This window comes from Paraburkholderia sp. EG286A, from assembly GCF_040965375.1.
Lineage (GTDB): Bacteria > Pseudomonadota > Gammaproteobacteria > Burkholderiales > Burkholderiaceae > Paraburkholderia.
On sequence record NZ_JBFRCB010000009.1, the window covers coordinates 83,255 to 104,902 of the forward strand.

The window sequence follows — 21,648 nt, forward strand, 5'->3', positions numbered from 1 at the left end:
CCCGCGCAGTTTAGCACCGGCCCCAGATGCCGTCTGCCCGCCTGCGCCGCCGCCGGCGAATCAGTGGGCGACGCACAAAAAAAACGGAGCCATGAAGGCTCCGTCACTGGATCTGGCCGCCGCGGGTATGGGAACCCTGGCGGCGGCACGATCCCTGCATTACTTCTGCGCGTCTTGCGCTCGCTGCAGACCACGCTTGATCCACGCACTGAGATTGTGCGGGCGCACCGTATCCCACTCCTCGAACGGCTGGTGGATCCACGGATTGGTCGGCAGATGCTGGACGAAATAGTCCGGCGTCACCTTCGAGCAGCCCTTGTACCAGAGCACCGCCGAACGCACGCCGGTCACGGCCGGGTAGCGCTCCTTGAGGTGCTCCTGCACGCGTGCGAGCGTGACGCCCGAGTCGACGAGATCGTCGACGAGCAGCACGTTGCCTTCCAGGTGACCGCGCGTCATCGTGATGTACTGCGCGATGTCGAGCTCGCCCTGCTCCGTGCCGGCGGCTTCGCGATACGAGCTGGTTGCGAGGATGGCCAGCGGCAGGTCATAAATGCGCGAGAGCTGGTCGCCCACGCGCAGACCGCCGCGTGCGAGGCACAGGATCTGGTCGAACTTCCAGCGCGACTCGTGCACCTTGAGCGCGAGCAGTTCGATCAGCCGGTGATACTCGTCCCAGCCGACCCACAGGTTCTTTTCGTCGTTGCGCGGGTCCATCATTTGAATCATTTTTGCTTCTGCCTTCTTACCACTTAGACCTTGAACGGATGACGCAGCAGGATCGTTTCGTCGCGATCCGGGCCGGTCGAAACCATGTCGATCGGCACACCGGCGACTTCCTGCACGCGCGTGAGATACGCCTGCGCGCTCTTCGGCAGCGCGTCGAACTGCGTGATGCCGATGGTGCTTTCGTTCCAGCCTTCGAACGTCTCGTAGACCGGCTCACATGCGGCCACTTGCGAGGCGCCGCGCGGGAGGATGTCCACGTCCTTGCCGTCCACCTTGTAGCCGACGCAGAGCTTCACTTCGTCGAGACCGTCGAGCACGTCGAGCTTCGTGATGCACAGACCCGTCACGCCGTTGATCTGGATCGAGCGGCGCAGCGCGGCGGCGTCGAGCCAGCCGGTGCGGCGCGGACGGCCGGTGACCGAACCGAATTCCTTGCCGACCTTGGCGAGCGTGAGGCCCACTTCTTCCTGGCGATCGGCGTTGTCGGCGTCGTACAGTTCGCTCGGGAACGGGCCCGAACCGACGCGCGTGCAGTACGCCTTGGTGATGCCGAGCACGTAGTTGAGCTTTTGCGGACCCACGCCCGCGCCAGCGGACGCCGCGCCCGCGACGCAGTTGCTCGACGTGACGAACGGATAGGTGCCGTGGTCGATGTCGAGCAGCGTGCCTTGCGCGCCTTCGAACAGGAGGTTGCCGCCTTCGTGGTTCACGTCATACAGACGACGCGAAACGTCCGTGACCATCGGCTTCAGACGATCGGCGTACGAGAGCATCGTGTCGAGCGTTTGCTGATAATCGACAGCCGGCGCACCCAGGTACTGCGTCAGCACGAAGTTGTGGTAGTCGAGGTTCTCGCGCAGGCGCTCGGCGAAAGTTTCCGGCTCGAACAGGTCCTGCACGCGCAGGCCGCGGCGTGCCACCTTGTCTTCGTAGGCCGGACCGATGCCGCGACCCGTCGTACCGATCTTCGCGGCGCCGCGCTTGGCTTCGCGCGCCTGGTCGATGGCGATGTGGTACGGCAGGATGAGCGTGGTGGCTTCGGAGATGAACAGACGCTTCTGGACGTCGATGCCCGCATCTTCGAGCTCGCCGATTTCCTTGAACAGGGCCTCGGGCGAAAGCACCACGCCGTTGCCGATGTAGCAGGCGGTGCCGGCACGCATGATGCCCGACGGGATCAGTCGGAGAATGGTCTTCTTGCCGCCGATGATGAGCGTATGGCCGGCGTTGTGACCGCCCTGGAAACGCACCACGCCTTGCGCGTGGTCCGTCAGCCAGTCGACGATCTTGCCCTTGCCCTCATCGCCCCATTGGGTGCCCACGACGACGACATTGCGCCCCGGGGTTACATTCACTGCGCTGGCAGACATGGTGTTTCGTTAGCTGGTTAAAAACGTATTCTACCTGGGTTCAGCGGCAAGGCCGCCTTTTTTTCCCGAAATTCGCGGAATTTCCTTTTGCACTCAACGGCATGCGCGATCCGAAGCGTGCTTTGGCACGCTTGCGCGGAGGCTTGCTGGGCGGCGCGAATGGCCGCCCGAATGCGGTATCAGGCGTGCTTTTCGACGACCCAGACGCCGTCGCGCTCGACCAGCACGCGGTCGCAGGCGAACTCGTCCATGTCATGCTCGTGGCCCGGCAGCGCCTGGATCACGACCTCGCCTGCATCGCGCAGCGCGGCGACCGCGGTGCGCAACGCGTCGTCGTGGCGCCACGGCGCGAGAATCGCGCTGCTGCGCGCTTCGACCGGCGAAATACGCGCCACTTCGCGCAAATCGAGCGAGAAGCCCGTTGCCGCGCGGGCACGCCCGTAAGCCAGGCCCACCTTATCGTAACGGCCGCCGCGGGCCACGGCGTTCGGCACGCCGTCGACGTAGGCCGAGAACATCACACCGCTGTGGTACGCGTAGCCGCCGAGATCCGCGAGGTCGATCATCAACTCCGCACCCTTGATCTCGCGCACGAGGAACGCGAGGTCGTCGAGCGCACGGGCAATGCCCGGCAGCGCCGGCAGACGCGTGCGCGCCTCGTCGATCACGCTCGCGTCGCCGTAGAGCGACGGCAGCGCGCGCAAGGCGTCGCGCGTGGCGGCTCCGAGGTTTTGCGTGAGTTCCGCGAGACGCGGCACGTCCTTGCCAGCGAGCGCTTCATACAAAGCATCGCCGAGCGCCGCCGCAGCGGGATCCGCTTCGAAGATCGCCGCGAGCACACCGGCGTGCGAAAGGTCGAGACGCACCTTCGCGAGGCCCGCGAGGCGCAGCGCATCGAGCATCAGTTGCTGGATTTCGAGGTCCGCTTCGAGGCCCGCGTGACCGTAGATTTCCGCGCCGGTCTGGATCTGTTCGCGCGTGGCGTGCAGACCGCGCGGCAGCGTGTGCAGCACGTTGCCCGCGTAGCACAGGCGCGTCACACCCTGGCGGTTCAGCAGGTGCGCGTCGATGCGCGCGACCTGCGGCGTCATGTCGGCGCGCAGGCCGAGCGTGCGGCCCGAGAGCTGATCGACGAGCTTGAACGTGCGCAGGTTCAGGTCGCGGCCGCTGCCCACGAGCAGCGACTCGAGATACTCGAGCAACGGCGGCATGACCATTTCGTAGCCATAGGCGCGAAAACGGTCCAGCAGGCGGCGGCGCAGCTCTTCGATCTTGCGCGCTTCGGACGGCAGCACGTCCGCAATATTCTCGGGGAGTAACCAGGTCGACATCGGTTGAGTCCTACCACAATGAGGGCCGCGCGCGGCCAAACGCCACGCGGCCCGATATTTCGGAATCCGTCAAAAACGCCAATCGCACACCGCCTCTGAGGGCGACTGCGGCACGAGGCCGTCAGGTCGCCAGCATCAGCAGGACGAGGCCGAGCCCCATCACGATGAGCCCGCCGATCCTGATGTGATGCGGCGGCCGTTCCGCGATTTTACGGAATGTGTCGCGCCACGCCGTCGGAAAGACGAACGGGAACATGCCCTCGATAATCAGCATCAGCGCGATCGCGAGCAAGAGGGAGCCAGCTATGTCCATGCGAAGAAATACGCCGCGCAGAGCGCGGCGCGTGTGTCTCGTTTTGTCTAGTGTTTGCGCGGGGTGGCGGAAGCGGGAGCGTTATCCCCGCTATTCGCGCCGCCGTTCGGACCACGCATGAAGCGGAAGAAGTCGCTCGACGAATCGACCACGATGACATCGCCAGGCCGGAAGCTCTCGCGGTACGCGAGCATGCTCTGATAGAACCGGTAGAAGTCCGGGTCGCGCCCGAACGCCTCGGCGGCAATCGCGGCGGCCCGGCCGTCACCTTCGCCCTTGATCGCTTGCGCCTGAGCATAGGCATCGGCCAGCACGCCCTGCTGCTTGCGCTCCGCGTCGTCCTTGATCTGCTGCGCTTCGGCCACGCCCTTCTCGCGAATCTCGGCAGCGGCCTGCTCGCGCGCGGCGCTCATGCGCTTGAAGACCGTCTGCGCCAGCTCCGGCGGGTAATCGACGCGCGTGAGCTCGATCGCGATCACGTCGATGCCGAGCGGCGCCGCGGTTTGCCTCAGCGCGTCGCGCGCGCCGTTGGCGATGGCTTCCTGCTGCGCGAGCGCCTCGCTGAGCGTGACCTTCGAGATCGCGTCGCCGAGCGCGTCGCGCGACAGCGAAGCGAGACGATCGGACAGCGTCTGCGCATCGCCCTTGGTCGCTGCGAAGAGCTTGAGCGGATCGGCAATGCGGTAACGCACGACCGGGTTCACGAGCAGCTCGGTCTTGTCCGAGGTCGTGTAGCGGTCGGCGTCGGGCGCATCGAACGCCTGAATGCGCGTGTCGATGAACGTGACGGTCTGGAACGGCGGCGGCAGCTTCACATGCAGCCCGGGACCGGCGAGCGTGGCATTGGCCCCGCCCGACGAAGAAATGATGGCGACGTGGCGCGGATCGACCATGAAGACGGCCGATGACGCAACCAGCACGACAACCACGACGGCAACGACGAGCGCAATGATCTTGTTCATATCGGCGCGCCCCTTATTGCACGTCGCTTTCGCGGCCGCGCGAGCGGAACGCATCGCGCGAACGGAAGGCGTCGCTCGCGGCGGCTGCCGCGTCGCTGGCCGTGGTTGCGGGAGCCGCGCCTTGCTGCTGCGAGCCTTGCTGCTGGGCGCCCGGCTGGGCCCCTGGCTGTGGCTCGCTGCCCGCTGCCGGCGCGGAAGCCGCATTGGCGTCCGAAGCCGCGCTTGCCGGCGCAGCGCCGCCGCCCGAGGCCGCAGCCGCGCCCGTTGCGCCCGCCGCCACGGCGGCGCGCTGACGCGTCGTATCGACGAGTTTGTCGAGCGGCAGATAAATCACGTTGTTGCCCGACTTGCTGTCGACGAACACCTTCGTCGCATTCGAATAGATGTGTTGCATCGTCTCGAGATACATGCGCTCGCGAATCACAGCCGGCGCCTTCGCATATTGTTCGTAGACCTGCGTGAAGCGCTGCGCGTCGCCCTGCGCCTGCGAGACCACGCGTTCGCTGTACGCCTTGGCTTCGTCGACGAGACGCGCCGCCTCGGTCTGCGCACGCGGCAGCAGCTGGTCGGCATAGGCCTGCGCGTCGCGCTTCGCGCGTTCGCGGTCCTGGCGCGCCTTGGCTTCGTCGTCGAGCGCGGCCTGCACCTGATCGGGCGCCGAGACGCTCTGGATCGCGACGCCGGTCACGCCGAGGCCCGTCTTGTACTCGTCGAGCGAGTGCTGGATCGTATCGGCAAGCTGGGCGCGAATCGGCTCGCGGTCCGCGTACAGCATGTCGTTCGTGCTGCGCGCGCCCACCACGGTGCGCACCGCCGCCTGGGCGGCCTGCGTCACGGTGAGGTCGGGATCGACGCTGCGGAACAGGTAGTCGGTTGGCTGCTTGACCTGGTACTGCACGGTCAGGCGCACGTTGAGAATGTCGCCGTCATGCGTGATGACCGCGGCATCCTTCACGTTTGCCGGACGCACGAGGTTGCTGCGGCCGATCTCGACGGTGCGGATCTGACCGATGTTGACGATTTCGTGAGTCTGGAACGGATAGGGCATGCGCCAGTGCACGCCCTGGCCAACCGTGTGGCGATACTGGCCGAACTGCAGCACGACACCGGCCTGGCCTTCCTGCACGACGAACACGCCGCTGCCCACATAGATCGCGATCAGCACGCCGAGCACGATGCCCACGCCGATGCGCGCGCCATGGCCATTGTCCGGGCGCGGTCCGAAGCCGCCCGGACCCTTGCCCTTGCGGCCGAAGAAAGCGGACATGCGGCGGTTGAAGTCGCGCCACATTTCGTCGAGGTCCGGCGGACCGTCGCCCTTGTCGCCGTTGCCACCCTTGTTGCCGTTATTGCCCGGCGGGCGGCGCCCGTCGTCAGAACGCTGGCCATTGCCGTCGCCTCGACCCCAACGCGGGTCGTTCAGCGAGAAAATGGCGCGCGCGCGCTGCCAGCCAGTCCGCTTGTTGTAATCGTTCACCTGTGTTCGTTCACCAGAGTAGACAGCGGGTCAATTGCGTGCGGATTCCGTCGGAGCCGCTGGGCCGGCCTTGCGTGCAAGACAATGCCGGGCGCGCCTCAGCGCTCGTGTTCGGGTTCCCAGCGAGGTTCTTCCTGCACCGCGCTCCAGTCTGCGGCCAGGGACTGCGGCGCATCGGCAAGCGGCTCGGCAGTCGCGATTTCGGCGATGACGGAGCGCAGCGCATCCAGTCCGACACCTGTGCGGGCGCTCAAAAAGACGCGCGAAATATTACCATATTCATCACGCTCGACCGTTCCGCCGCGGGCCGCCAGTTCCGGCACGGCGTCGATCTTGTTGAAGACCAGCACCTGGCGGATCGTGTCCGCGCCGATATCGTGCAGCACCCCGTTCACCTGATCGATCTGATCGAGGCGCACGGCGCTCGACGCGTCCACCACGTGCAACAGCAGGTCGGCCTGCACCGTTTCCTGCAGCGTCGCGCGAAACGCGGCGACGAGCTGGTGAGGCAGTTCGCGGATGAACCCGACCGTATCGGACAGCACGATCTGCCCCACTTCGTCGCCGAGCCAGACGCGCCGCGAGGTCGTGTCGAGCGTCGCGAACAACTGGTCGGCGGCGTAGGCCTGCGCCTTCGTGAGCGCATTGAAGAGCGTGGACTTGCCCGCGTTCGTATAGCCCACGAGCGACACCGACATCGTGCGGTTGCGCTCGCGCTGACGCCGCTGCGTGCCGTGCTGGCGACGCAGCTTCGCAAGCTTGCCCTGCAGCATCTTGATGCGCTCGCCGATGAGCCGGCGGTCGGTTTCGAGCTGCGTTTCACCCGGGCCGCGCAGGCCGATACCGCCCTTCTGGCGCTCGAGGTGAGTCCAGGCGCGCACGAGGCGCGTGGCGAGGTATTGCAGCTGCGCGAGCTCGACCTGCAGCTTGCCTTCGTGGCTGCGGGCGCGCTGGGCGAAGATGTCGAGGATGAGGCTCGTGCGGTCGACCACGCGGCGATTGAGCGCGCGCTCCAGATTACGTTGCTGGGCGGGCGACAGCGCGTGATTGAAGATGACGATTTCGATGTCGTTCGCCTCACAGGCGAGACGCAGTTCCTCGGCCTTGCCGCTGCCGATGAACATGGCGGCGTCAGGGCTGGAGCGTCGCCCGGTGAGCGTGACAGCGGGAGTGGCGCCCGCGCTTTTGGCGAGCAGGCTGAGTTCTTCGAGACTGGCTTCGAACTCGGTCTTGCCGAAGTCGATGCCGACGAGTGCGGCGTTGATCAAATTAGAGGATGTCAAAATGAAAGCGGCCGGACCAGAGCAGCCTGCGAGGCGCCCCGGGCCGGCCGCGTCATGGGTCAGGACGCTTCCGTATCCGGGTGGAAGTTCACCGGACGGGCCGGAACCACCGTGGAGATGGCGTGCTTGTAAACCATTTGCGTAACCGTATTACGGAGCAACACGACGTACTGGTCGAACGATTCGATGTTCCCTTGAAGCTTGATGCCGTTGACCAGATAGATCGAAACAGGCACGTGCTCCTTGCGCAGCGCGTTCAGAAACGGGTCTTGTAACAATTGCCCTTTGTTGCTCATAGCAAACTCCGTATTTTTTTGCAGGTTTAACTTATATTGGGGTGAAGAAAAAGAAATCCACCACCAATCGCTACACTATAGCCGATTCTCGTTCCCCCGCGCGGTTCCTGGCGGTTCGGCCAGGAGGCCTTTGCGGGGTAGCGAACGCTATTCAGCAACAGCCTAGTTTTTCTCAGTATAGGGATTCGTCGAGGAGCGAAACTCTATGCGCAATGGAGTGCCGGTGAGCGAGAAAGTTTCCCGGAAACGGTTCTCCAGATAGCGCTTGTAGGTCTCCGTCACGGCGTCGAGTGCGTTGCCGTGAATGACGATGATCGGCGGGTTCTGTCCCCCCTGGTGCGCGTAGCGCAGCTTCGGACGCACGGGGCCGCGGCGGCGCGGCTGCTGGAACTCCACGGCTTCGATGAGCGCGCGCGTGAGCTTCGGCGTGGGCAGTTTCGCCATGGCGGCGGCGTAGGCGTCGTCGACCGAGCGCATCAGCGGGCCGATGCCGAACTTCTCGGTCGCCGAGATGAAGCGCATTTCCGCGAAGTCGAGGAACTTCAGCTTGCGCTGCAGGTGGTGCTTGGTGCGCTCGCGCGCGTGATCGTCCATGCCGTCCCACTTGTTCACGCCCACCACGAGCGCGCGGCCCTGCTCGACCACGAAGCCCGCGATATGCGCGTCCTGGTCCGAGATTTCCTGCTGCGCATCGAGCAGCAGAATCACGACGTTGGCGTCGGCGATCGACTGCAGCGTCTTCACCACCGAGAACTTCTCGATCGCTTCGAACACCTTGCCGCGGCGGCGCAGACCCGCCGTGTCGATCAGCGTGTACTTCTTGCTGTTGCGCTCGAAATCCACATAGATCGAATCGCGCGTCGTGCCCGGCATGTCGAATGCGATCACGCGGTCTTCGCCGATCAGCGTGTTGACGAGCGTCGACTTGCCTACGTTCGGGCGGCCGACGATCGCAATCTTGACGCCGTGCTTCGCGGCGTCCTCTTCGCTTTCTTCGGGCTGGTCGGCGTACGCCTTTTCGAGCGCCTCGTTGATCATTTCCGTCACGCCGTCGCCGTGCGCGGCGGAAATCGCGCGCGGGTCGCCGAGACCGAGTTCGTAGAAGTCGGCGGCCACGGCGCTGTACTTCATGCCTTCGGCCTTGTTGACGACGAGGAAGATCGGCCGGCCGGTCTTGCGCAGGTAGTCGGCGATGTGCTTGTCCTGCGGTGCCAGGCCATTGCGGCCGTCACAGATGAACACGACGATATCGGCTTCTTCCACGGCCTGGCGCGTCTGGCGAGCCATCTCGTGCAGGATGCCGTCCTTGGCGACCGGCTCGAAGCCGCCGGTGTCGACCACGAGATACGGGCGATCGCCCGTGCGCCCTTCACCGTAGTGACGGTCGCGCGTGAGGCCGGGCAGGTCGGCCACCAGCGCATCGCGCGAACGCGTGAGCCGGTTGAACAGCGTGGATTTCCCCACATTGGGGCGCCCGACGAGGGCGATTACGGGTTTCATCTGATCTTTTCTACAGTAAGGCGCAGCGCCGGCGAGTCCGGCGCGCTGCGCGGCAAACCCCGCGCCTGCGGGGCTGCATCAGTTGCAAATTATCACGAAATTCACGGGCCGGGCCGTGGCCCCGAGCCGAAAGCGCCGCGCGACCGGGGCGGGACGCCGCGCAACCGCCGGGTGGCGGTAACGGTAAACGGCGGGGTCGTGCACGCCGCCATCCTAAAATGCGCACGGCCGGCTTCAGCCGGCCAGCGGGCGAGGCGTCGGAACCTGCGGGCTCCAGCGCCTCATGCACCTGCATCCATCCGCGCGACGCTCGTGAGGCGCCGCCGCAGACGACGCTTAATGCGGACGCAGACCGTACAGGTCGCCGTCCTTCGTCTGCACGACGAGCGTGTTGCCAGCGAGCACCGGCGCGGCCGTGATCGGGCTGCCGTCGGTCTTCACGCGCGAGACGAAGCTGCCGTCGTCGAGCGAGAGGAAATGCACGTAGCCCTGAAAATCGCCCAGCACGACCGCGTGGCCCAGCACGGCGGGCACGCTCACGTCGCGGCTCTTGAGCTTCTCGTTCGTCCAGGTCGGCTCGCCCGTCGACACGCTGAAGGCCTTCACGACCGACCAGTCGTCGCCGCCCACCACCGTGGTTTCATCCTGCGCGATGCCGCTCGTGCTCGAGAACGGCTTTTGCCACATCGGACGACCGGAATTGGCGTCGAAGCAGCCAAGCTGACCCTGGAACGTGACCGCGCAGGTCGTGGCTCCGACCAGCGTGGGCGGACCGCTCACGTCGTTGATGCGCTCGACTTCCGTCACGCCCTTCGGGTACGAGACCGGCGTTTCCCAGAAGGCGTCGCCGCTTTGCAGGTTGATCGCCGCGAACGAGCCGCCCGGGAACCCGGCCAGCACGGCCTGCTCGCCCGCGAACGTCATGCCGGCCGAAACGCGCAGGTTCAGCGGCACGGCGCGGTTGCGGTAGATCCACTTCTGCTCGCCCGTCTGGCCGTTGAAGGCGACGATCTGGCCGTCGATCGTGCGCACGATCACGAGGCCGTTACCGACGAGCGGCGGCGAGATGATCTCGCCCGGCGCCTTTGCCTGCCACGAGAGCTTGCCATTCGAGTCGAGCACGTAGACGTCACCCTTCAGGCCGCCGACTGCCGTGAGATTGCCGTCGCTGCCCACGCCTGCCGAGAGGTCGTCCTTGAGCTTGGTGCGCCAGACGTCCTTGCCCGATGCGGCGTCGATCTTCGCGACCGAGCCGTTCTCGCCCGCCGCGTACACAGCGTCGCCCACGGCGACCGGCGCGAACAGATAGCGACCCGCCTTGCCGACACTCGACTTCCACACCTGCTGGACGTCCAGCGCCGGCTTGAATTCGGTCAGCGGCACCGGCACGCGGCGCACGTCTTTCGTCGATGAGCAGGCTGCGAGAGCCAGGACGGTCATCGCGAGCGCGACGGGCACAACGGTTCGTTTCAGCAGATTCATCGGTGAACGACGCATGAATGAAGTTGGTTTGAATGGTTTCGCAACGCGGCGCGCACGTCCGGCACGCTTCGCAATTTAGCCAGCGATTCAGCCGCCGAGCGCATCCAGCTTGAACTGGATCAGCTGACGCTCGGAAGCGTCGCTCTTCGGCAGGCTGTCGAGGGCCAGCTTGTAGGCCGCGCGCGCGTCGTCGCGCTTGCCGGCCGCGGCCAGCAGATCGCCGCGACCGTCGGCCACGATGCCCTTGAACGGACCCGAATCGGGTTGCGGAATCAGCGCGAGGCCCTGATCGTAGGCCTTTTCGTCGAGCAGGAGCGAAGCGAGACGCAGCTTTGCGATCTGGCGGAATTCGTCGTCCTTGGCGTGGTCGGCGGCCCATTGCAGCTGTGCCTTCGCGCCGGCCGTGTCGCCCGCCATGTAGAGCGCCTTGGCCACGCCGAGCGCCGTCATCTGCGCGTACGCCGTGCCGCCGAAGCGATCTTCCATGTCGGACGCCACGCGCGTGAGCATGGCCTTGTCACTGCTGTTCGCGGCCTGCTGCACCTGGTCGTACAGCACGGCGGCTTCGGCCGCCTCGCGGCGCTGCCAGAAGTTCCAGCCGTTCCACGCTGCGAGCGCGAGCAGAACGATCAGCACGACCCACGTAGTGGCGTTACCCCACTGCCCCCACCATGCCTTGAAGCTCTCGATCGATTCCTGTTCGTCGTGGTAACTCATCGCGTAGCGATTCCTCGTTTATTCTGAAGCCTGTTTTCGAATGCGCAGCGACCTGGGCAGCCCCACCGGGGCGGCCCCTTGGGCGGCCCTGTTAGTCGTCGCCGTCTTCGGCGGATGCAACCATCGCATTGATCAGATATTCGGTCAAGTCCTCAAGCGCTACCGTTTGTTGCTCGCTGCGGGCCTCCGCAGCCGTGCCGCGCAGCGCCTTCACACCGGCCTCGCCCCTGGCCACTTCGTCCTCGCCAAGCACCACGGCAAAGGCCGCGCCGCTGGCATCCGCACGCTTCATCTGCGACTTGAAGCTCGCGCTCTGACCGTCGGCGCTGCAATGCAAGATCACGTCGAGACCCGTATCGCGCAGACGCTCCGCCACGATGAACGCCTGCTCGCGCGCGGCTTCGCCCTGGTGGACAACGTAGACGTCGCAACCATCTTCTTCCGGCACGAGGTCCTCTTCCTTGAGCAGTTCGAGAATGCGCTCGATGCCCATGGCCCAGCCGCACGCTGCCGTCGGCTTGCCGCCCAGCTGCTCGATCAGCGGATCGTAGCGGCCGCCCGCCGCGATGGTGCCCTGCGCGCCGAGTTTGTCGGTCACCCACTCGAACACGGTCAGATTGTAGTAATCGAGACCGCGCACGAGACGCGGGTTGATCTTGAACGGAATGTTGTTCGACTTGAGAATGCGCTGCAGCCCTTCGAAGTGCGCACGCGATTCTTCGCCGAGGAAGTCGATCAGCTTCGGCGCCTTGTCGGCGATCTCCTGCAGCGCGGGATTCTTCGTGTCGAGCACGCGCAGCGGGTTCGTGTAGAGGCGGCGCTTGCCGTCTTCGTCGAGCACCTCGACGTGCTGCTCGAGATACTTGATCAGCTCGACGCGATGCGCCGCGCGCTCTTCGGCCACGCCGAGCGAGTTGATCTCGAGCTTGATGCCGGTAAGGCCGAGGTCGTCCCAGAGGCGTTGGCACATCAGGATGATTTCAGCGTCCGCATCGGGGCCCGCGAAACCGAGCGCCTCGACGCCCACCTGATGGAACTGGCGATAGCGGCCGCGCTGCGGACGCTCGTGACGGAACATCGGGCCGATGTACCACAGGCGCTTCGGACCGTCGTAGAGCATGTTGTGCTCGATCGACGCGCGCACGGCGGCCGCCGTGCCTTCCGGGCGCAGCGTGAGGTTCTCGCCGTTGAGCGCGTCGGTGAAGCTGTACATCTCCTTCTCGACGATATCGGTCACTTCGCCGATTCCGCGCGTGAACAGTTGCGTGTGCTCGACGATCGGCGTGCGGATATTTTGATAGCCGTACGAACGAAGCAGCGACTTCACCGTGGTTTCGAAGAACTCCCACAGCCCTGCCTCCTGCGGCAGGATGTCGTTCATGCCCTTCACGCCCGAGAGCTTTTCGGGCTTGCGTTTTTGTTCAGTCATTGCGTTGCGAATTGGCTTTATGCGGTTGTGCGTATCGAGCGACAAACGAGCGACAAGCGGGCTACATGCGAACTACGAGCGGATCGACCGGCCTGCTCAGTTCGTCGCTTCGGCCTTGCCGTACTTGCGCGCGACGTAGTCGCTCACGATCTGCTGGAATTCTTCGGCGATGTGCTCGCCGCGCAGCGTCTTCACCTTTTCGCCGTCGATGAAGACCGGCGCCGCGGGGTTCTCGCCCGAGCCCGGCAGGCTGATGCCGATGTTCGCGTGCTTCGACTCGCCCGGGCCGTTCACGATGCAGCCCATCACGGCAACGTTCATCGTCTCGACGCCCGGATACTCGTCGCGCCACAGCGGCATCTGCGCGCGCAGATAGCCCTGGATCTGCGAAGCCAGTTCCTGGAACAGCGTGCTGGTCGTGCGGCCGCAGCCGGGGCACGCGATGACCATCGGCGTGAACGAGCGCAGGCCCATGGTCTGCAGGATTTCCTGGCCGACCACGACTTCGCCCGTGCGCGCACCGCCCGGTTCCGGCGTGAGCGAGATGCGGATCGTGTCGCCGATGCCCTGCTGCAGCAGCACGGAAAGCGCCGCCGTCGACGCGACGATGCCCTTCGAGCCCATGCCCGCTTCCGTCAGGCCCAGGTGCAGCGCGAAATCGCAACGCTTCGCGAGTTCCTGGTAGACGGCGATCAGGTCCTGCACGCCGCTCACCTTGCACGACAGGATGATCTTGTCGCGGCCGAGGCCGAGTTCGACGGCTCGTTCCGCCGAGCCGATGGCCGACTGAATGAGCGCTTCGTACATCACGCTCTGCGCTTCCCACGGCTCCTTGCGCGCGCCGTTCTCGTCCATCATGCGCGCGAGCAGGTCCTGGTCGAGGCTGCCCCAGTTCACGCCGATACGCACCGGCTTGTCGTACTTGATGGCCGCTTCGATCATCTGCGCGTACTGCGTGTCGCGCTTCGCGCCCTGGCCCACGTTGCCCGGGTTGATGCGGTACTTCGACAGCGACTCGGCGCAGGCGGGATAGTCGCGCAGCAGCAGGTGGCCGTTGTAGTGGAAGTCGCCGACGAGCGGCACCATCACGCCCATGCGGTCGAGCTGCTCGCGGATATGCGGCACGGCCGCTGCCGCTTCCGGCGTGTTGACCGTGATACGCACGAGCTCCGATCCCGCCTGCGCGAGTTCCTTGATCTGGATCGCGGTGCCGATGGGATCCGCAGTGTCGGTGTTGGTCATCGACTGCACGCGCACCGGCGCGTCGCCGCCGATCGTCACCAGCTGGCCGCCCCAGCGCACATGCACGGCATGCGACTTGCGGCGCGGCGCGTGGCCGCCGAGAACCGGCTCGTTCGAGCAGATCTGACTGTTGCTGGTCGAGGATTGCGTTTCGCTTTGCATCGAAAAACCCATTTACGCCTCACGCGCACTAGCGCCGGCTAGCCGGCGGCGGCACTGCGTGAATTGAAAAAGCGTCGCGGCCGGCAATCAGACTTGCCAGGCCGCGACGCATGCCATGTCTTGATCAGGGCAGCACGAAGCGCGCGACATTGCCACGCGCCGACGCGTACTTCGACGTGTCGACCGGCTGGCCGTCGATGGTCATCGACTCGATGCCGGCCTTGTTGCCCACGGTGACCTTGAGCGGCTCGGTGCCGCTGATCTCACGCGCGTCGCTGCCGTGGATCATGCCCGAGAACACTTCCTTGCCGTCCTTCTGGCGCACGCTGACCCAGGTGTCCTGCGTCACGCGGATCGCGAACGTCGAGGTGTCGGCGCCGTTGTCGGCTGCCGCGGTCTGCGCTGCCGCTGCGGCCGGCGCGCTCCCCGCCTGGGCGCGCGCAGCGCTGGCCGCGTTGGCAACGGCCGCAGCCGGCGCGGCGCTTGCAGCGGCGGGCTTCGCGGCCTGGGGCGCCGGCTGCGTTGCTTGAGGCGCCGGTTGCACCGCTTGCGGCGCCGTTTGCGGTGCACTCGCAGCGCCTTGATCGGGCGCCGCGTTGGCGTTGTCGCCCGCGTCGTTTGCGTCACCGGCCTGCGGCGCAGCGGACTGATCCGTGCCCTGGGCGGCCGATGCATCTGCGCTGCCGGTCGCAACGCCCTGCGTGACTGTGGGCGACGATGCGCCCGTCTGCACGCTCGCGCCGTTCGCCATCGCCTTCAGACGCGCAAACCAGGCCGACGATTCGCCACTGTTCGTATGCCACATGGAAATCGCGAGCACCGCGATCACGATGATCGCCACACCCCACAGCCACGACGCGCGGCGGCGCGGCGCCCGCGCGCCACTGCCGCCGAGCGAGAGCGAAACGCGGCCACGCGGCAGATCGGAGCCCGCCGAAGCCGGCATCGACAGATCCGGCTGCGCCATGCCGCGCTCGCGGCGCAGCGCCTGCGTAAACGGCGCGGAATCGGTACCGAGCAGCTTCGCATAGGCGCGCACCACGCCGAGCGCGAACGTCGTGTCCGGCAGATGGCTGATATCGCCCGCTTCGAGTTCGCGCAGCTTCGACACCGACACCTTCAGGCGCGCCGAGACGTCTTCGATCGCCCAACCCTTGGCCTCGCGCAGCTGCGCAAGACGCGCGCCGGCTGCGGCCAGCGTGTCGGGCACTGCCTGCACCGGCGAAGGTGTGGCGCCCGGCGCCGAACGACCTGCGTTGCTGTCAGTTCCGTCTGTCCCGAAAGGGTGCTGCGGCTCGCTCATCCCAAAGTCCTTGCGTCGATTCTTTTCAATACTGGAACCGGTTGGGCGCGTCCCGCCCCGCCTCTACCCGATTCGCAGACCGTTTATAACAAAATGTGCGGCCAGTGTGCCGCTTCCGATCGCTTCTGCAACGTTTCTTTTACTACCGCCCACGGCCGCGCGTTTCCCCCGCACGTGGCCGTCGGCCCTCCTGATGCCGGCTCAGTGCTGAACCGGCCGTACTTCGATGACCTTGCCCGCGGCCCGGCCCGTGCGCTCAGCGAGGCGCGTGCGGTCCTTCACCTCGCCGGCGAGCTGCCCGCAGGCCGCGTCGATGTCGTCGCCGCGCGTCTTGCGCACGGTCGTGACGACGCCCGCATCCATCAGGATCTGCGCGAAGCGCTTGATCTGGTCCGATTTCGAGCGCAGCAAGCCCGACTCGGGGAACGGATTGAACGGGATCAGATTGAATTTGCATGGCACGTCACGCGTCACGGCGAGCAACTGGCGTGCGTGCTCTTCCGTGTCGTTGACGCCGTCGAGCATGCAGTACTCGAACGTGATGAAGTCGCGCGGCGCCACTTCCAGGTAACGCTGGCACGCCGCCATCAACTCGCGCAGCGGGTACTTGCGGTTGAGCGGCACGAGTTCGTCGCGCAGCGCGTCGTTCGGTGCGTGCAAGGAAACGGCGAGCGCCACGGGCAGCTCGGCGCCGAGACGATCCATCATCGGCACGACGCCCGACGTGGACAGCGTGACGCGCCGGCGCGACAGGCCGTAGGCGTTGTCGTCGAGCATCAGGCGCATGGCGGGCACGACCGCGTCGTAGTTCAGCAGCGGCTCGCCCATCCCCATCATCACGACGTTCGTGATGACGCGTTCGCCCTTGCCGTCACCGCCGGTCGCACGGCCTCCAGCCTCGCCCAGAAGCGAGGCGCGCAGGGCGAATTCCGCCATGCGCAACTGGCCGATGATCTCGGCGGTGGTGAGATTGCGTGAAAAACCTTGCTTGCCGGTGGAGCAAAACCGGCAGTTGACCGCGCATCCCGCCTGCGACGACACGCACAGCGTGCCGCGGTTGTCTTCGGGGATGAACACGGTTTCGACCGCGTTGCCGTTGCCGACATCCACGAGCCACTTGCGCGTGCCGTCGGAGGAAACGTTGTCGCTGATGATGCCGGGCATGCCGATGGTGGCGCGCCCTTTGAGCTTCTCGCGCAGCGATTTGGCGAGATCCGTCATGCCGTCGAAGTCGGCGGCGTTGTACTGATGGATCCAGCGCTGAAGCTGTTTGGCGCGAAACGGCTTCTCGCCCAGGCTCTCGCAATAGGCGACGAGCCCTTGGGCGTCGAGATCGAGAAGGTTGACGGTGGAACTGCTCGTCATGTCGAATCCTGCCATTTCAGTGCGAGAGCGCGCTCACCGCCCGCGCTGCCCGGCTGCCTGCGCACTTGCGCGGCATCGGGAACTGGACGGTGAGCGTCATCGCCGTTCGCGACCCTATGCTACTACTGCAGTCAGCTCGCGCCGTGCTTAGCGCGAGTAGACGTTGACTTGCGGGAAGAAGAACGCGACTTCCACGGCTGCCGTTTCAGCGGCGTCCGAGCCGTGCACGGCGTTCGCGTCGATGCTGTCGGCGAAGTCGGCGCGGATCGTGCCCTTCTCAGCCTTCTTCGGATCGGTTGCGCCCATCAGATCGCGGTGCTTCAGGATAGCGTTCTCGCCTTCCAGAACCTGGATCACGACCGGACCCGAGATCATGAAATCGACGAGGTCCTTGAAGAACGGGCGCGCTGCGTGAACAGCATAGAACTTCTCAGCGTCGGCGCGCGAGAGGTGAACCATGCGGGAGGCAATGATCTTCAGGCCAGCGTTTTCGAAGCGGCTGTAGATCTGGCCGATCACGTTCTTCGCCACAGCGTCCGGCTTGATAATCGACAGGGTGCGTTCGATCGCCATAAAAACTCCAGAAAATTAAGAGGTTACAGATTCAAATGAATCCGCAATTGTAGCATGTTCCCATGTATGATTGCGATTGAACCCTCATAGCCCGGCAAACCGGGGCAAATGAGCGCAAGCCTGGCACATGCACTGCGCTGCCGTACCATTCAGAGAGGCTTAAGATTGGCGGCATACGCTGTGCAAACATAACGGAAACTGTGTGGCAACCCGTTGAAACTCTGGGTCGGCGCACTTATCTTATGGGGGAGCGGACCGCGCACCTGCGCGCCCTCACCCACGCGTCTCACGCAAGGAGAAAGCATGAACGAGTATCCCTATAACTTCGGCCGCGGCGGCAGCGTCACCTCGGCGGAGACCCGCAACCGCGTGCTGCGCAACACCTATTGGCTGCTCGCGCTGTCGATGGTGCCGACGGTGCTCGGTGCGTGGGTGGGCGTCGCGACCGGCTTCTCGCTTTTTGCCGCTACCAGCCCGGCCATGAGCCTGCTCGCGTTCTTCGCGATCGCCTTCGGTTTCATGTTCGCCATCGAACGCACCAAGAACAGCTCGATCGGCGTGTTCGTGCTGCTCGGCTTCACGTTCTTCATGGGCCTGATGCTCTCGCGCCTGCTGTCGTTCGTCCTCGGCTTTTCGAACGGCCCGCAGCTCATCATGCTCGCGTTCGGCGGCACCGGCATCATTTTCACCGCCATGGCCACCATCGCCACGGTCAGCAAGCGCGACTTCTCGGGCCTCGGCAAGTGGCTCTTCATGGGCGTGATCGTGATCCTGCTGGCCGGCGTCGCGAACATGTTCCTGCAGCTGCCCGCGCTGATGCTCACGGTTTCGGTGCTCGCCATCGCGATCTTCTCGGCCTACATGCTGTTCGACGTGCAGCGCGTCGTGAACGGCGGCGAGACGAACTACATCTCCGCCACGCTCGCGATCTATCTGGACCTGTATAACGTGTTCACGAACCTGCTGGCCATCCTCGGCATCTTCGGCGGTAATCGTAACTAAAGTCTAATCAAAGCTTGGCGGGGCCGGATCGACGGATTCCCGCCTCTACAAGCAAAAAGCCCATGACTTTCGTCATGGGCTTTTTTTCGTCTATTCGTTTGGCTGCGTCGCGGGCGCGGGACTCAAAGCACAACCCAGTCGAAACCCTCGGCCTGCGAAGCGACCCCGATTTGTGTCGCGGCATTGCCCAGAACCGCGGCCATCGCCGCACGCGCAAGCTCCGGCGTGTTGTTCTGCTGGCTCAGGTGCGCAGCGATCAAATGCCGCAGCTTCGCGCGATCGAGCCCCGCGAGGATGTCGCCGGCCGCCTCGTTGTTCAGGTGGCCATGCGACCCGCCGATGCGCGCCTTGAGCGAAGCCGGATAGCGGCTCGCCGCGAGCATCTCGAGGTCGTGGTTGCATTCGAGCACCAGCGCGTCACAGCCGCTCAGCACATTGCTGATATGCGAGGTCGACTCGCCGACGTCGGTCAGCACGCCAAGTCGGCTCGCGCCATCGCTGAACACGAACTGCAGCGGCTCGCGCGCGTCGTGCGGCACCGTGTAGGGCAACACGCCGAGTTCGCCGATCTCGACCGTCTCGTCGCCCCACAAGACGTTGAGTTCGACGCCAGCGGCGTCGTCGGCCCCCACGGCCTGCGCCGTGCCCCAGCTCATGCAAAGCGGAATCGACCAGCGGCGCGCGAGCGTAAGCGCGCTGCCGATGTGATCGCTGTGTTCGTGGGTGATGAGAATCGCGGTGAGCGAGTCGGCGGCCAGGCCCGCGCGGGCGAGGCGCCGCTCGACTTCCTTCGCTGAGAATCCGCAGTCGAGCAGCACGCGCGTGGGCGTCGTGCCGCTGCCTGCTTCTACGACCAGTGCGTTGCCCTCGCTGCCGCTGCCGAGGCTCGCAAATCGCATATCAGCGCACGTTAGTTCAGCTGCGCGTGGAGCGCGGAGACGATACGCTGTGCGTCCGACGAGGTGTCGACGCGGCCGCTCTGGTCGACCACGGCAACCTGGGTCGAATTGCCCGTCGAGCGCACGGCTACGCGGTATTCGGGACCCTGATCCTTCGTGGCCTTCTTCGGGTTGTAGAAAAGCTTGCCGAGCAGGCCGTCACCCTTGAGCTCCTGCATCGAATCGGCGTAGCGCACGAAGTAGAGGCCCTTCTCGCGGTCGCGGTTGTCGACCGTGAAGTTCGTGCGGTCGAGCGCGAGGCCCACGCGCAGCCACGCGGTGTCGAACGCTTCCGGCAGGTCGAGCGTCGTGCCGTCAGGACCGGCGGCGACCTTGACGCCAGCCGTCGACGGGCGCGCGTCGGTCAGCAGCTGCTTGGACTGCGCGTCGGTCAGGCCGAACTTCTGCATGATCTTGGCGAGGAAGGCGGCTTCGAGCGCCGGGTCGCGCGGACGCTCGACCCACTTCGACCCCGTCTTGTCCTGCCCCGTCAGCACTTCTTCCATCGCGTTATGCGTGACGGAAATATCGGTTTGACCGTCCGGGCCACGCGAGACCAGCACGCGGAAGCGGTCGCGCGTACCCGACGAGTACGCGAAGTCGATCACGCGGCCGATCGTGCGGCGGAACCAGTCGTCCGGAATGTTGGCGCGGTTCTCGGCCCAGTCGGTCGTCATGATGCCCGTGGACGGCGAGTCGGTCGTCAGCGTGAAGCCGTTCTCCGTCCAGAATTCCTGCAGTTGCGGCCAGACGTCGTCAGGCGAGCGGCCGTCCACCACGAGCCAGCGGCGGTCGCCGTCGCGCTCCACGTGCATGCCGAACGGATCCTGCGCATCCGGCACGCCGAGCGTGGCGTTGCCGGCCGGCGTGACCGTGCGCTGCGCGGAGCCGCCAAGCGTGATCGTGGGCGGCGGCGCGACGTACTTCTGGTCGTTCGGCGCCGACGACAGATCCTGCGGCACATTCAGCGGCGGCGCGGTCGGCGTGTCCTTGTAGTTGACGCGATCGGACGCGAACATGTCGTTCAGCGACTCGCAGCCTGCGAGCGAGCCGAGGGCAAGCGCCAGCACCGCCATGCGGGTTGCGTGGAGGGAAAAAGCGGAACGTTTCATGTGGGCCTTCGTGATACGGGAACGCTAAGCCTTGCTCTGCGAGACGGTGGTCCGGGGTCGGTCCGAGGTCTATCAGTGAATGGGCAGTTGGGCCTTGGCGGCGTCGGTTGAAAAATCGGCGACTGGCTGATCGGATCAGCCAGCCAGACCGGCTTCGCGCAGCGCGGCGCGCACCACGTCGTGGTAGCGCACGTCGAGCGGCGTGAGCGGCAGTCGGATGCCGCCTTCGATGCGGCCGAGTTCCTGCAGCGCCCACTTCACCGGAATCGGATTCGATTCGATGAACAGGTTCTTGTGCAGCGACAACAGCTTCATATGGATCGCACGCGCCGTTTTCACGTCGCCGGAGAGCGCGGCCTTGCACAGGTCGCTCATCTGGCGCGGCGCAACGTTCGCAGTCACCGAAATATTGCCGTGGCCGCCAAGCAGCATCAGCGCGATCGCCGTGGGATCGTCGCCACTGAAAATCTTGAAGCCTTTCGGCGCATGCTTGATGAGGTGCGCGGCGCGGTCGATATTACCCGTCGCTTCCTTCACCGCGATGATGCCCGGCACTTCGGCCAGACGCAGGATGGTCTCGTTCGCCATGTCCGCGACCGTACGGCCCGGCACGTTGTAGAGGATGACCGGCAGGTCCACGTCCTCCGCGATCTTCGCGAAGTGGCGGTACATGCCTTCCTGGGTCGGCTTGTTGTAATAGGGCACGACCTGGAGCGACGCCTGTGCGCCCACTTCCTTCGCGTGCTTCGTGAGTTCGATGGCCTCGGCAGTGGAATTGCCGCCGGCGCCCGCGATGATCGGCATACGGCCGGCAGCGTGCTCGACCGCCGTCTTGATCATCAGGATGTGTTCTTCGACGTCCAGCGTGGCGGACTCTCCGCTCGTACCGACGACGACGAGGGCATCCGTCCCCTCTTCCACGTGCCAGTCGATCAGTTTGCGGAATGCCGGCAGGTCGAGACTGCCGTCCCCGTGCATGGGGGTGACGATCGCGGGAATGCTGCCTTGCAGCGTAATGCCGTCCTGAGTGCCGTTAGCCATGAAACGCCAGAAAAATGAGTC

20 protein-coding genes are annotated in these 21,648 nt (G+C 65.4%); 1 reads left to right on the forward strand and 19 read right to left on the reverse strand.

The genetic code is table 11. The features are described from left to right. Nucleotides 1-159: 159 nt before the first annotated feature. The 16 genes from AB4Y35_RS33905 to ndk form a co-directional block, all read right to left on the reverse strand. Entirely contained in the window at nucleotides 160-729 is a 570-nt protein-coding gene (locus tag AB4Y35_RS33905; protein ID WP_028204126.1) for a phosphoribosyltransferase, read from the reverse strand. A gap of 23 nt (nucleotides 730-752) precedes the next feature. After that, nucleotides 753-2,099, reverse strand: a complete 1,347-nt coding sequence (locus tag AB4Y35_RS33910) for an adenylosuccinate synthase (RefSeq protein ID WP_368707854.1) — start codon at nucleotides 2,097-2,099, stop codon at nucleotides 753-755. Nucleotides 2,100-2,278: 179 nt separating this feature from the next. After that, nucleotides 2,279-3,430 (reverse strand): ATP phosphoribosyltransferase regulatory subunit, encoded by a 1,152-nt coding sequence (locus tag AB4Y35_RS33915; RefSeq protein ID WP_368707855.1) that lies wholly within the window; start codon nucleotides 3,428-3,430, stop codon nucleotides 2,279-2,281. 121 nt (nucleotides 3,431-3,551) lie between these two features. Beyond that, entirely contained in the window at nucleotides 3,552-3,743 is a 192-nt protein-coding gene (locus AB4Y35_RS33920) for a DUF2065 domain-containing protein (protein WP_028210024.1), read from the reverse strand. A gap of 47 nt (nucleotides 3,744-3,790) precedes the next feature. Next, the gene (hflC, locus tag AB4Y35_RS33925; RefSeq protein WP_368707856.1) at nucleotides 3,791-4,705 is read right to left on the reverse strand and encodes a protease modulator HflC; all 915 of its coding nucleotides are present in this window, start codon (nucleotides 4,703-4,705) and stop codon (nucleotides 3,791-3,793) included. A gap of 13 nt (nucleotides 4,706-4,718) precedes the next feature. Continuing rightward, nucleotides 4,719-6,182, reverse strand: a complete 1,464-nt coding sequence (gene hflK / locus AB4Y35_RS33930) for an FtsH protease activity modulator HflK (protein ID WP_368707857.1) — start codon at nucleotides 6,180-6,182, stop codon at nucleotides 4,719-4,721. A 98-nt stretch (nucleotides 6,183-6,280) separates the two neighbouring features. After that, a complete protein-coding gene (gene hflX, locus AB4Y35_RS33935; RefSeq protein WP_342925033.1) occupies nucleotides 6,281-7,465 on the reverse strand; it encodes a GTPase HflX in 1,185 nt (394 codons plus the stop codon). A gap of 59 nt (nucleotides 7,466-7,524) precedes the next feature. Continuing rightward, nucleotides 7,525-7,761 carry an RNA chaperone Hfq gene (hfq, locus tag AB4Y35_RS33940; protein ID WP_027793540.1) on the reverse strand — a complete coding sequence of 79 codons (237 nt, stop codon included), beginning with the start codon at nucleotides 7,759-7,761 and terminating at the stop codon, nucleotides 7,525-7,527. Nucleotides 7,762-7,923: 162 nt separating this feature from the next. Further along, nucleotides 7,924-9,261 (reverse strand): ribosome biogenesis GTPase Der, encoded by a 1,338-nt coding sequence (gene der, locus AB4Y35_RS33945; RefSeq protein WP_368707858.1) that lies wholly within the window; start codon nucleotides 9,259-9,261, stop codon nucleotides 7,924-7,926. Nucleotides 9,262-9,597: 336 nt separating this feature from the next. Further along, on the reverse strand, nucleotides 9,598-10,743 hold the full coding sequence (bamB, locus tag AB4Y35_RS33950; protein WP_368707859.1) for an outer membrane protein assembly factor BamB: 1,146 nt from the start codon (nucleotides 10,741-10,743) through the stop codon (nucleotides 9,598-9,600). Nucleotides 10,744-10,830: 87 nt separating this feature from the next. Beyond that, complete coding sequence (locus AB4Y35_RS33955) at nucleotides 10,831-11,460, reverse strand: YfgM family protein (protein ID WP_368707860.1); 630 nt, start codon at nucleotides 11,458-11,460, stop codon at nucleotides 10,831-10,833. Between the two features lie 91 nt (nucleotides 11,461-11,551). Continuing rightward, the gene (gene hisS / locus AB4Y35_RS33960) at nucleotides 11,552-12,889 is read right to left on the reverse strand and encodes a histidine--tRNA ligase (RefSeq protein ID WP_368707861.1); all 1,338 of its coding nucleotides are present in this window, start codon (nucleotides 12,887-12,889) and stop codon (nucleotides 11,552-11,554) included. Between the two features lie 96 nt (nucleotides 12,890-12,985). After that, a complete protein-coding gene (gene ispG / locus AB4Y35_RS33965) occupies nucleotides 12,986-14,305 on the reverse strand; it encodes a flavodoxin-dependent (E)-4-hydroxy-3-methylbut-2-enyl-diphosphate synthase (RefSeq protein ID WP_321925303.1) in 1,320 nt (439 codons plus the stop codon). A gap of 112 nt (nucleotides 14,306-14,417) precedes the next feature. Then, nucleotides 14,418-15,596: a helix-turn-helix domain-containing protein gene (locus AB4Y35_RS33970; protein ID WP_368707862.1), complete on the reverse strand. Its 1,179-nt coding sequence runs from the start codon at nucleotides 15,594-15,596 to the stop codon at nucleotides 14,418-14,420. 201 nt (nucleotides 15,597-15,797) lie between these two features. Continuing rightward, nucleotides 15,798-16,961 carry a 23S rRNA (adenine(2503)-C(2))-methyltransferase RlmN gene (gene rlmN / locus AB4Y35_RS33975; RefSeq protein ID WP_342925028.1) on the reverse strand — a complete coding sequence of 388 codons (1,164 nt, stop codon included), beginning with the start codon at nucleotides 16,959-16,961 and terminating at the stop codon, nucleotides 15,798-15,800. A gap of 147 nt (nucleotides 16,962-17,108) precedes the next feature. Continuing rightward, nucleotides 17,109-17,534: a nucleoside-diphosphate kinase gene (ndk, locus tag AB4Y35_RS33980; protein ID WP_133181406.1), complete on the reverse strand. Its 426-nt coding sequence runs from the start codon at nucleotides 17,532-17,534 to the stop codon at nucleotides 17,109-17,111. A 303-nt stretch (nucleotides 17,535-17,837) separates the two neighbouring features. Between ndk and AB4Y35_RS33985 the strand changes: the two genes are divergently transcribed. Further along, nucleotides 17,838-18,536, forward strand: a complete 699-nt coding sequence (locus AB4Y35_RS33985; RefSeq protein WP_342925027.1) for a Bax inhibitor-1/YccA family protein — start codon at nucleotides 17,838-17,840, stop codon at nucleotides 18,534-18,536. A gap of 122 nt (nucleotides 18,537-18,658) precedes the next feature. Here AB4Y35_RS33985 and AB4Y35_RS33990 read toward each other — a convergent pair whose 3' ends face one another. From AB4Y35_RS33990 to dapA, 3 genes are all read right to left on the reverse strand, one after another. After that, nucleotides 18,659-19,435: an MBL fold metallo-hydrolase gene (locus AB4Y35_RS33990; RefSeq protein ID WP_368707863.1), complete on the reverse strand. Its 777-nt coding sequence runs from the start codon at nucleotides 19,433-19,435 to the stop codon at nucleotides 18,659-18,661. Nucleotides 19,436-19,446: 11 nt separating this feature from the next. Further along, the gene (gene bamC / locus AB4Y35_RS33995) at nucleotides 19,447-20,586 is read right to left on the reverse strand and encodes an outer membrane protein assembly factor BamC (protein ID WP_324160517.1); all 1,140 of its coding nucleotides are present in this window, start codon (nucleotides 20,584-20,586) and stop codon (nucleotides 19,447-19,449) included. Nucleotides 20,587-20,721: 135 nt separating this feature from the next. Beyond that, on the reverse strand, nucleotides 20,722-21,627 hold the full coding sequence (gene dapA / locus AB4Y35_RS34000; protein ID WP_368707864.1) for a 4-hydroxy-tetrahydrodipicolinate synthase: 906 nt from the start codon (nucleotides 21,625-21,627) through the stop codon (nucleotides 20,722-20,724). Between the last annotated feature and the right edge of the window lie 21 nt (nucleotides 21,628-21,648).

Excerpts from the sequence above, each read along its gene's own strand:
- hisS (WP_368707861.1), bottom strand. The coding sequence starts at position 12,889 with ATGACTGAACAAAAACGCAAGCCCGAAAAGCTCTCGGGCGTGAAGGGC.
- ispG (WP_321925303.1), bottom strand. The coding sequence starts at position 14,305 with ATGGGTTTTTCGATGCAAAGCGAAACGCAATCCTCGACCAGCAACAGT.
- ndk (WP_133181406.1), bottom strand. The coding sequence starts at position 17,534 with ATGGCGATCGAACGCACCCTGTCGATTATCAAGCCGGACGCTGTGGCG.
- rlmN (WP_342925028.1), bottom strand. The coding sequence starts at position 16,961 with ATGACGAGCAGTTCCACCGTCAACCTTCTCGATCTCGACGCCCAAGGG.
- der (WP_368707858.1), bottom strand. The coding sequence starts at position 9,261 with ATGAAACCCGTAATCGCCCTCGTCGGGCGCCCCAATGTGGGGAAATCC.
- bamB (WP_368707859.1), bottom strand. The coding sequence starts at position 10,743 with ATGAATCTGCTGAAACGAACCGTTGTGCCCGTCGCGCTCGCGATGACC.
- bamC (WP_324160517.1), bottom strand. The coding sequence starts at position 20,586 with ATGAAACGTTCCGCTTTTTCCCTCCACGCAACCCGCATGGCGGTGCTG.
- AB4Y35_RS33915 (WP_368707855.1), bottom strand. The coding sequence starts at position 3,430 with ATGTCGACCTGGTTACTCCCCGAGAATATTGCGGACGTGCTGCCGTCC.
- AB4Y35_RS33920 (WP_028210024.1), bottom strand. The coding sequence starts at position 3,743 with ATGGACATAGCTGGCTCCCTCTTGCTCGCGATCGCGCTGATGCTGATT.
- AB4Y35_RS33985 (WP_342925027.1), top strand. The coding sequence starts at position 17,838 with ATGAACGAGTATCCCTATAACTTCGGCCGCGGCGGCAGCGTCACCTCG.
- hflC (WP_368707856.1), bottom strand. The coding sequence starts at position 4,705 with ATGAACAAGATCATTGCGCTCGTCGTTGCCGTCGTGGTTGTCGTGCTG.
- hfq (WP_027793540.1), bottom strand. The coding sequence starts at position 7,761 with ATGAGCAACAAAGGGCAATTGTTACAAGACCCGTTTCTGAACGCGCTG.
- dapA (WP_368707864.1), bottom strand. The coding sequence starts at position 21,627 with ATGGCTAACGGCACTCAGGACGGCATTACGCTGCAAGGCAGCATTCCC.
- AB4Y35_RS33910 (WP_368707854.1), bottom strand. The coding sequence starts at position 2,099 with ATGTCTGCCAGCGCAGTGAATGTAACCCCGGGGCGCAATGTCGTCGTC.
- AB4Y35_RS33905 (WP_028204126.1), bottom strand. The coding sequence starts at position 729 with ATGATTCAAATGATGGACCCGCGCAACGACGAAAAGAACCTGTGGGTC.
- AB4Y35_RS33955 (WP_368707860.1), bottom strand. The coding sequence starts at position 11,460 with ATGAGTTACCACGACGAACAGGAATCGATCGAGAGCTTCAAGGCATGG.
- AB4Y35_RS33970 (WP_368707862.1), bottom strand. The coding sequence starts at position 15,596 with ATGAGCGAGCCGCAGCACCCTTTCGGGACAGACGGAACTGACAGCAAC.
- AB4Y35_RS33990 (WP_368707863.1), bottom strand. The coding sequence starts at position 19,435 with ATGCGATTTGCGAGCCTCGGCAGCGGCAGCGAGGGCAACGCACTGGTC.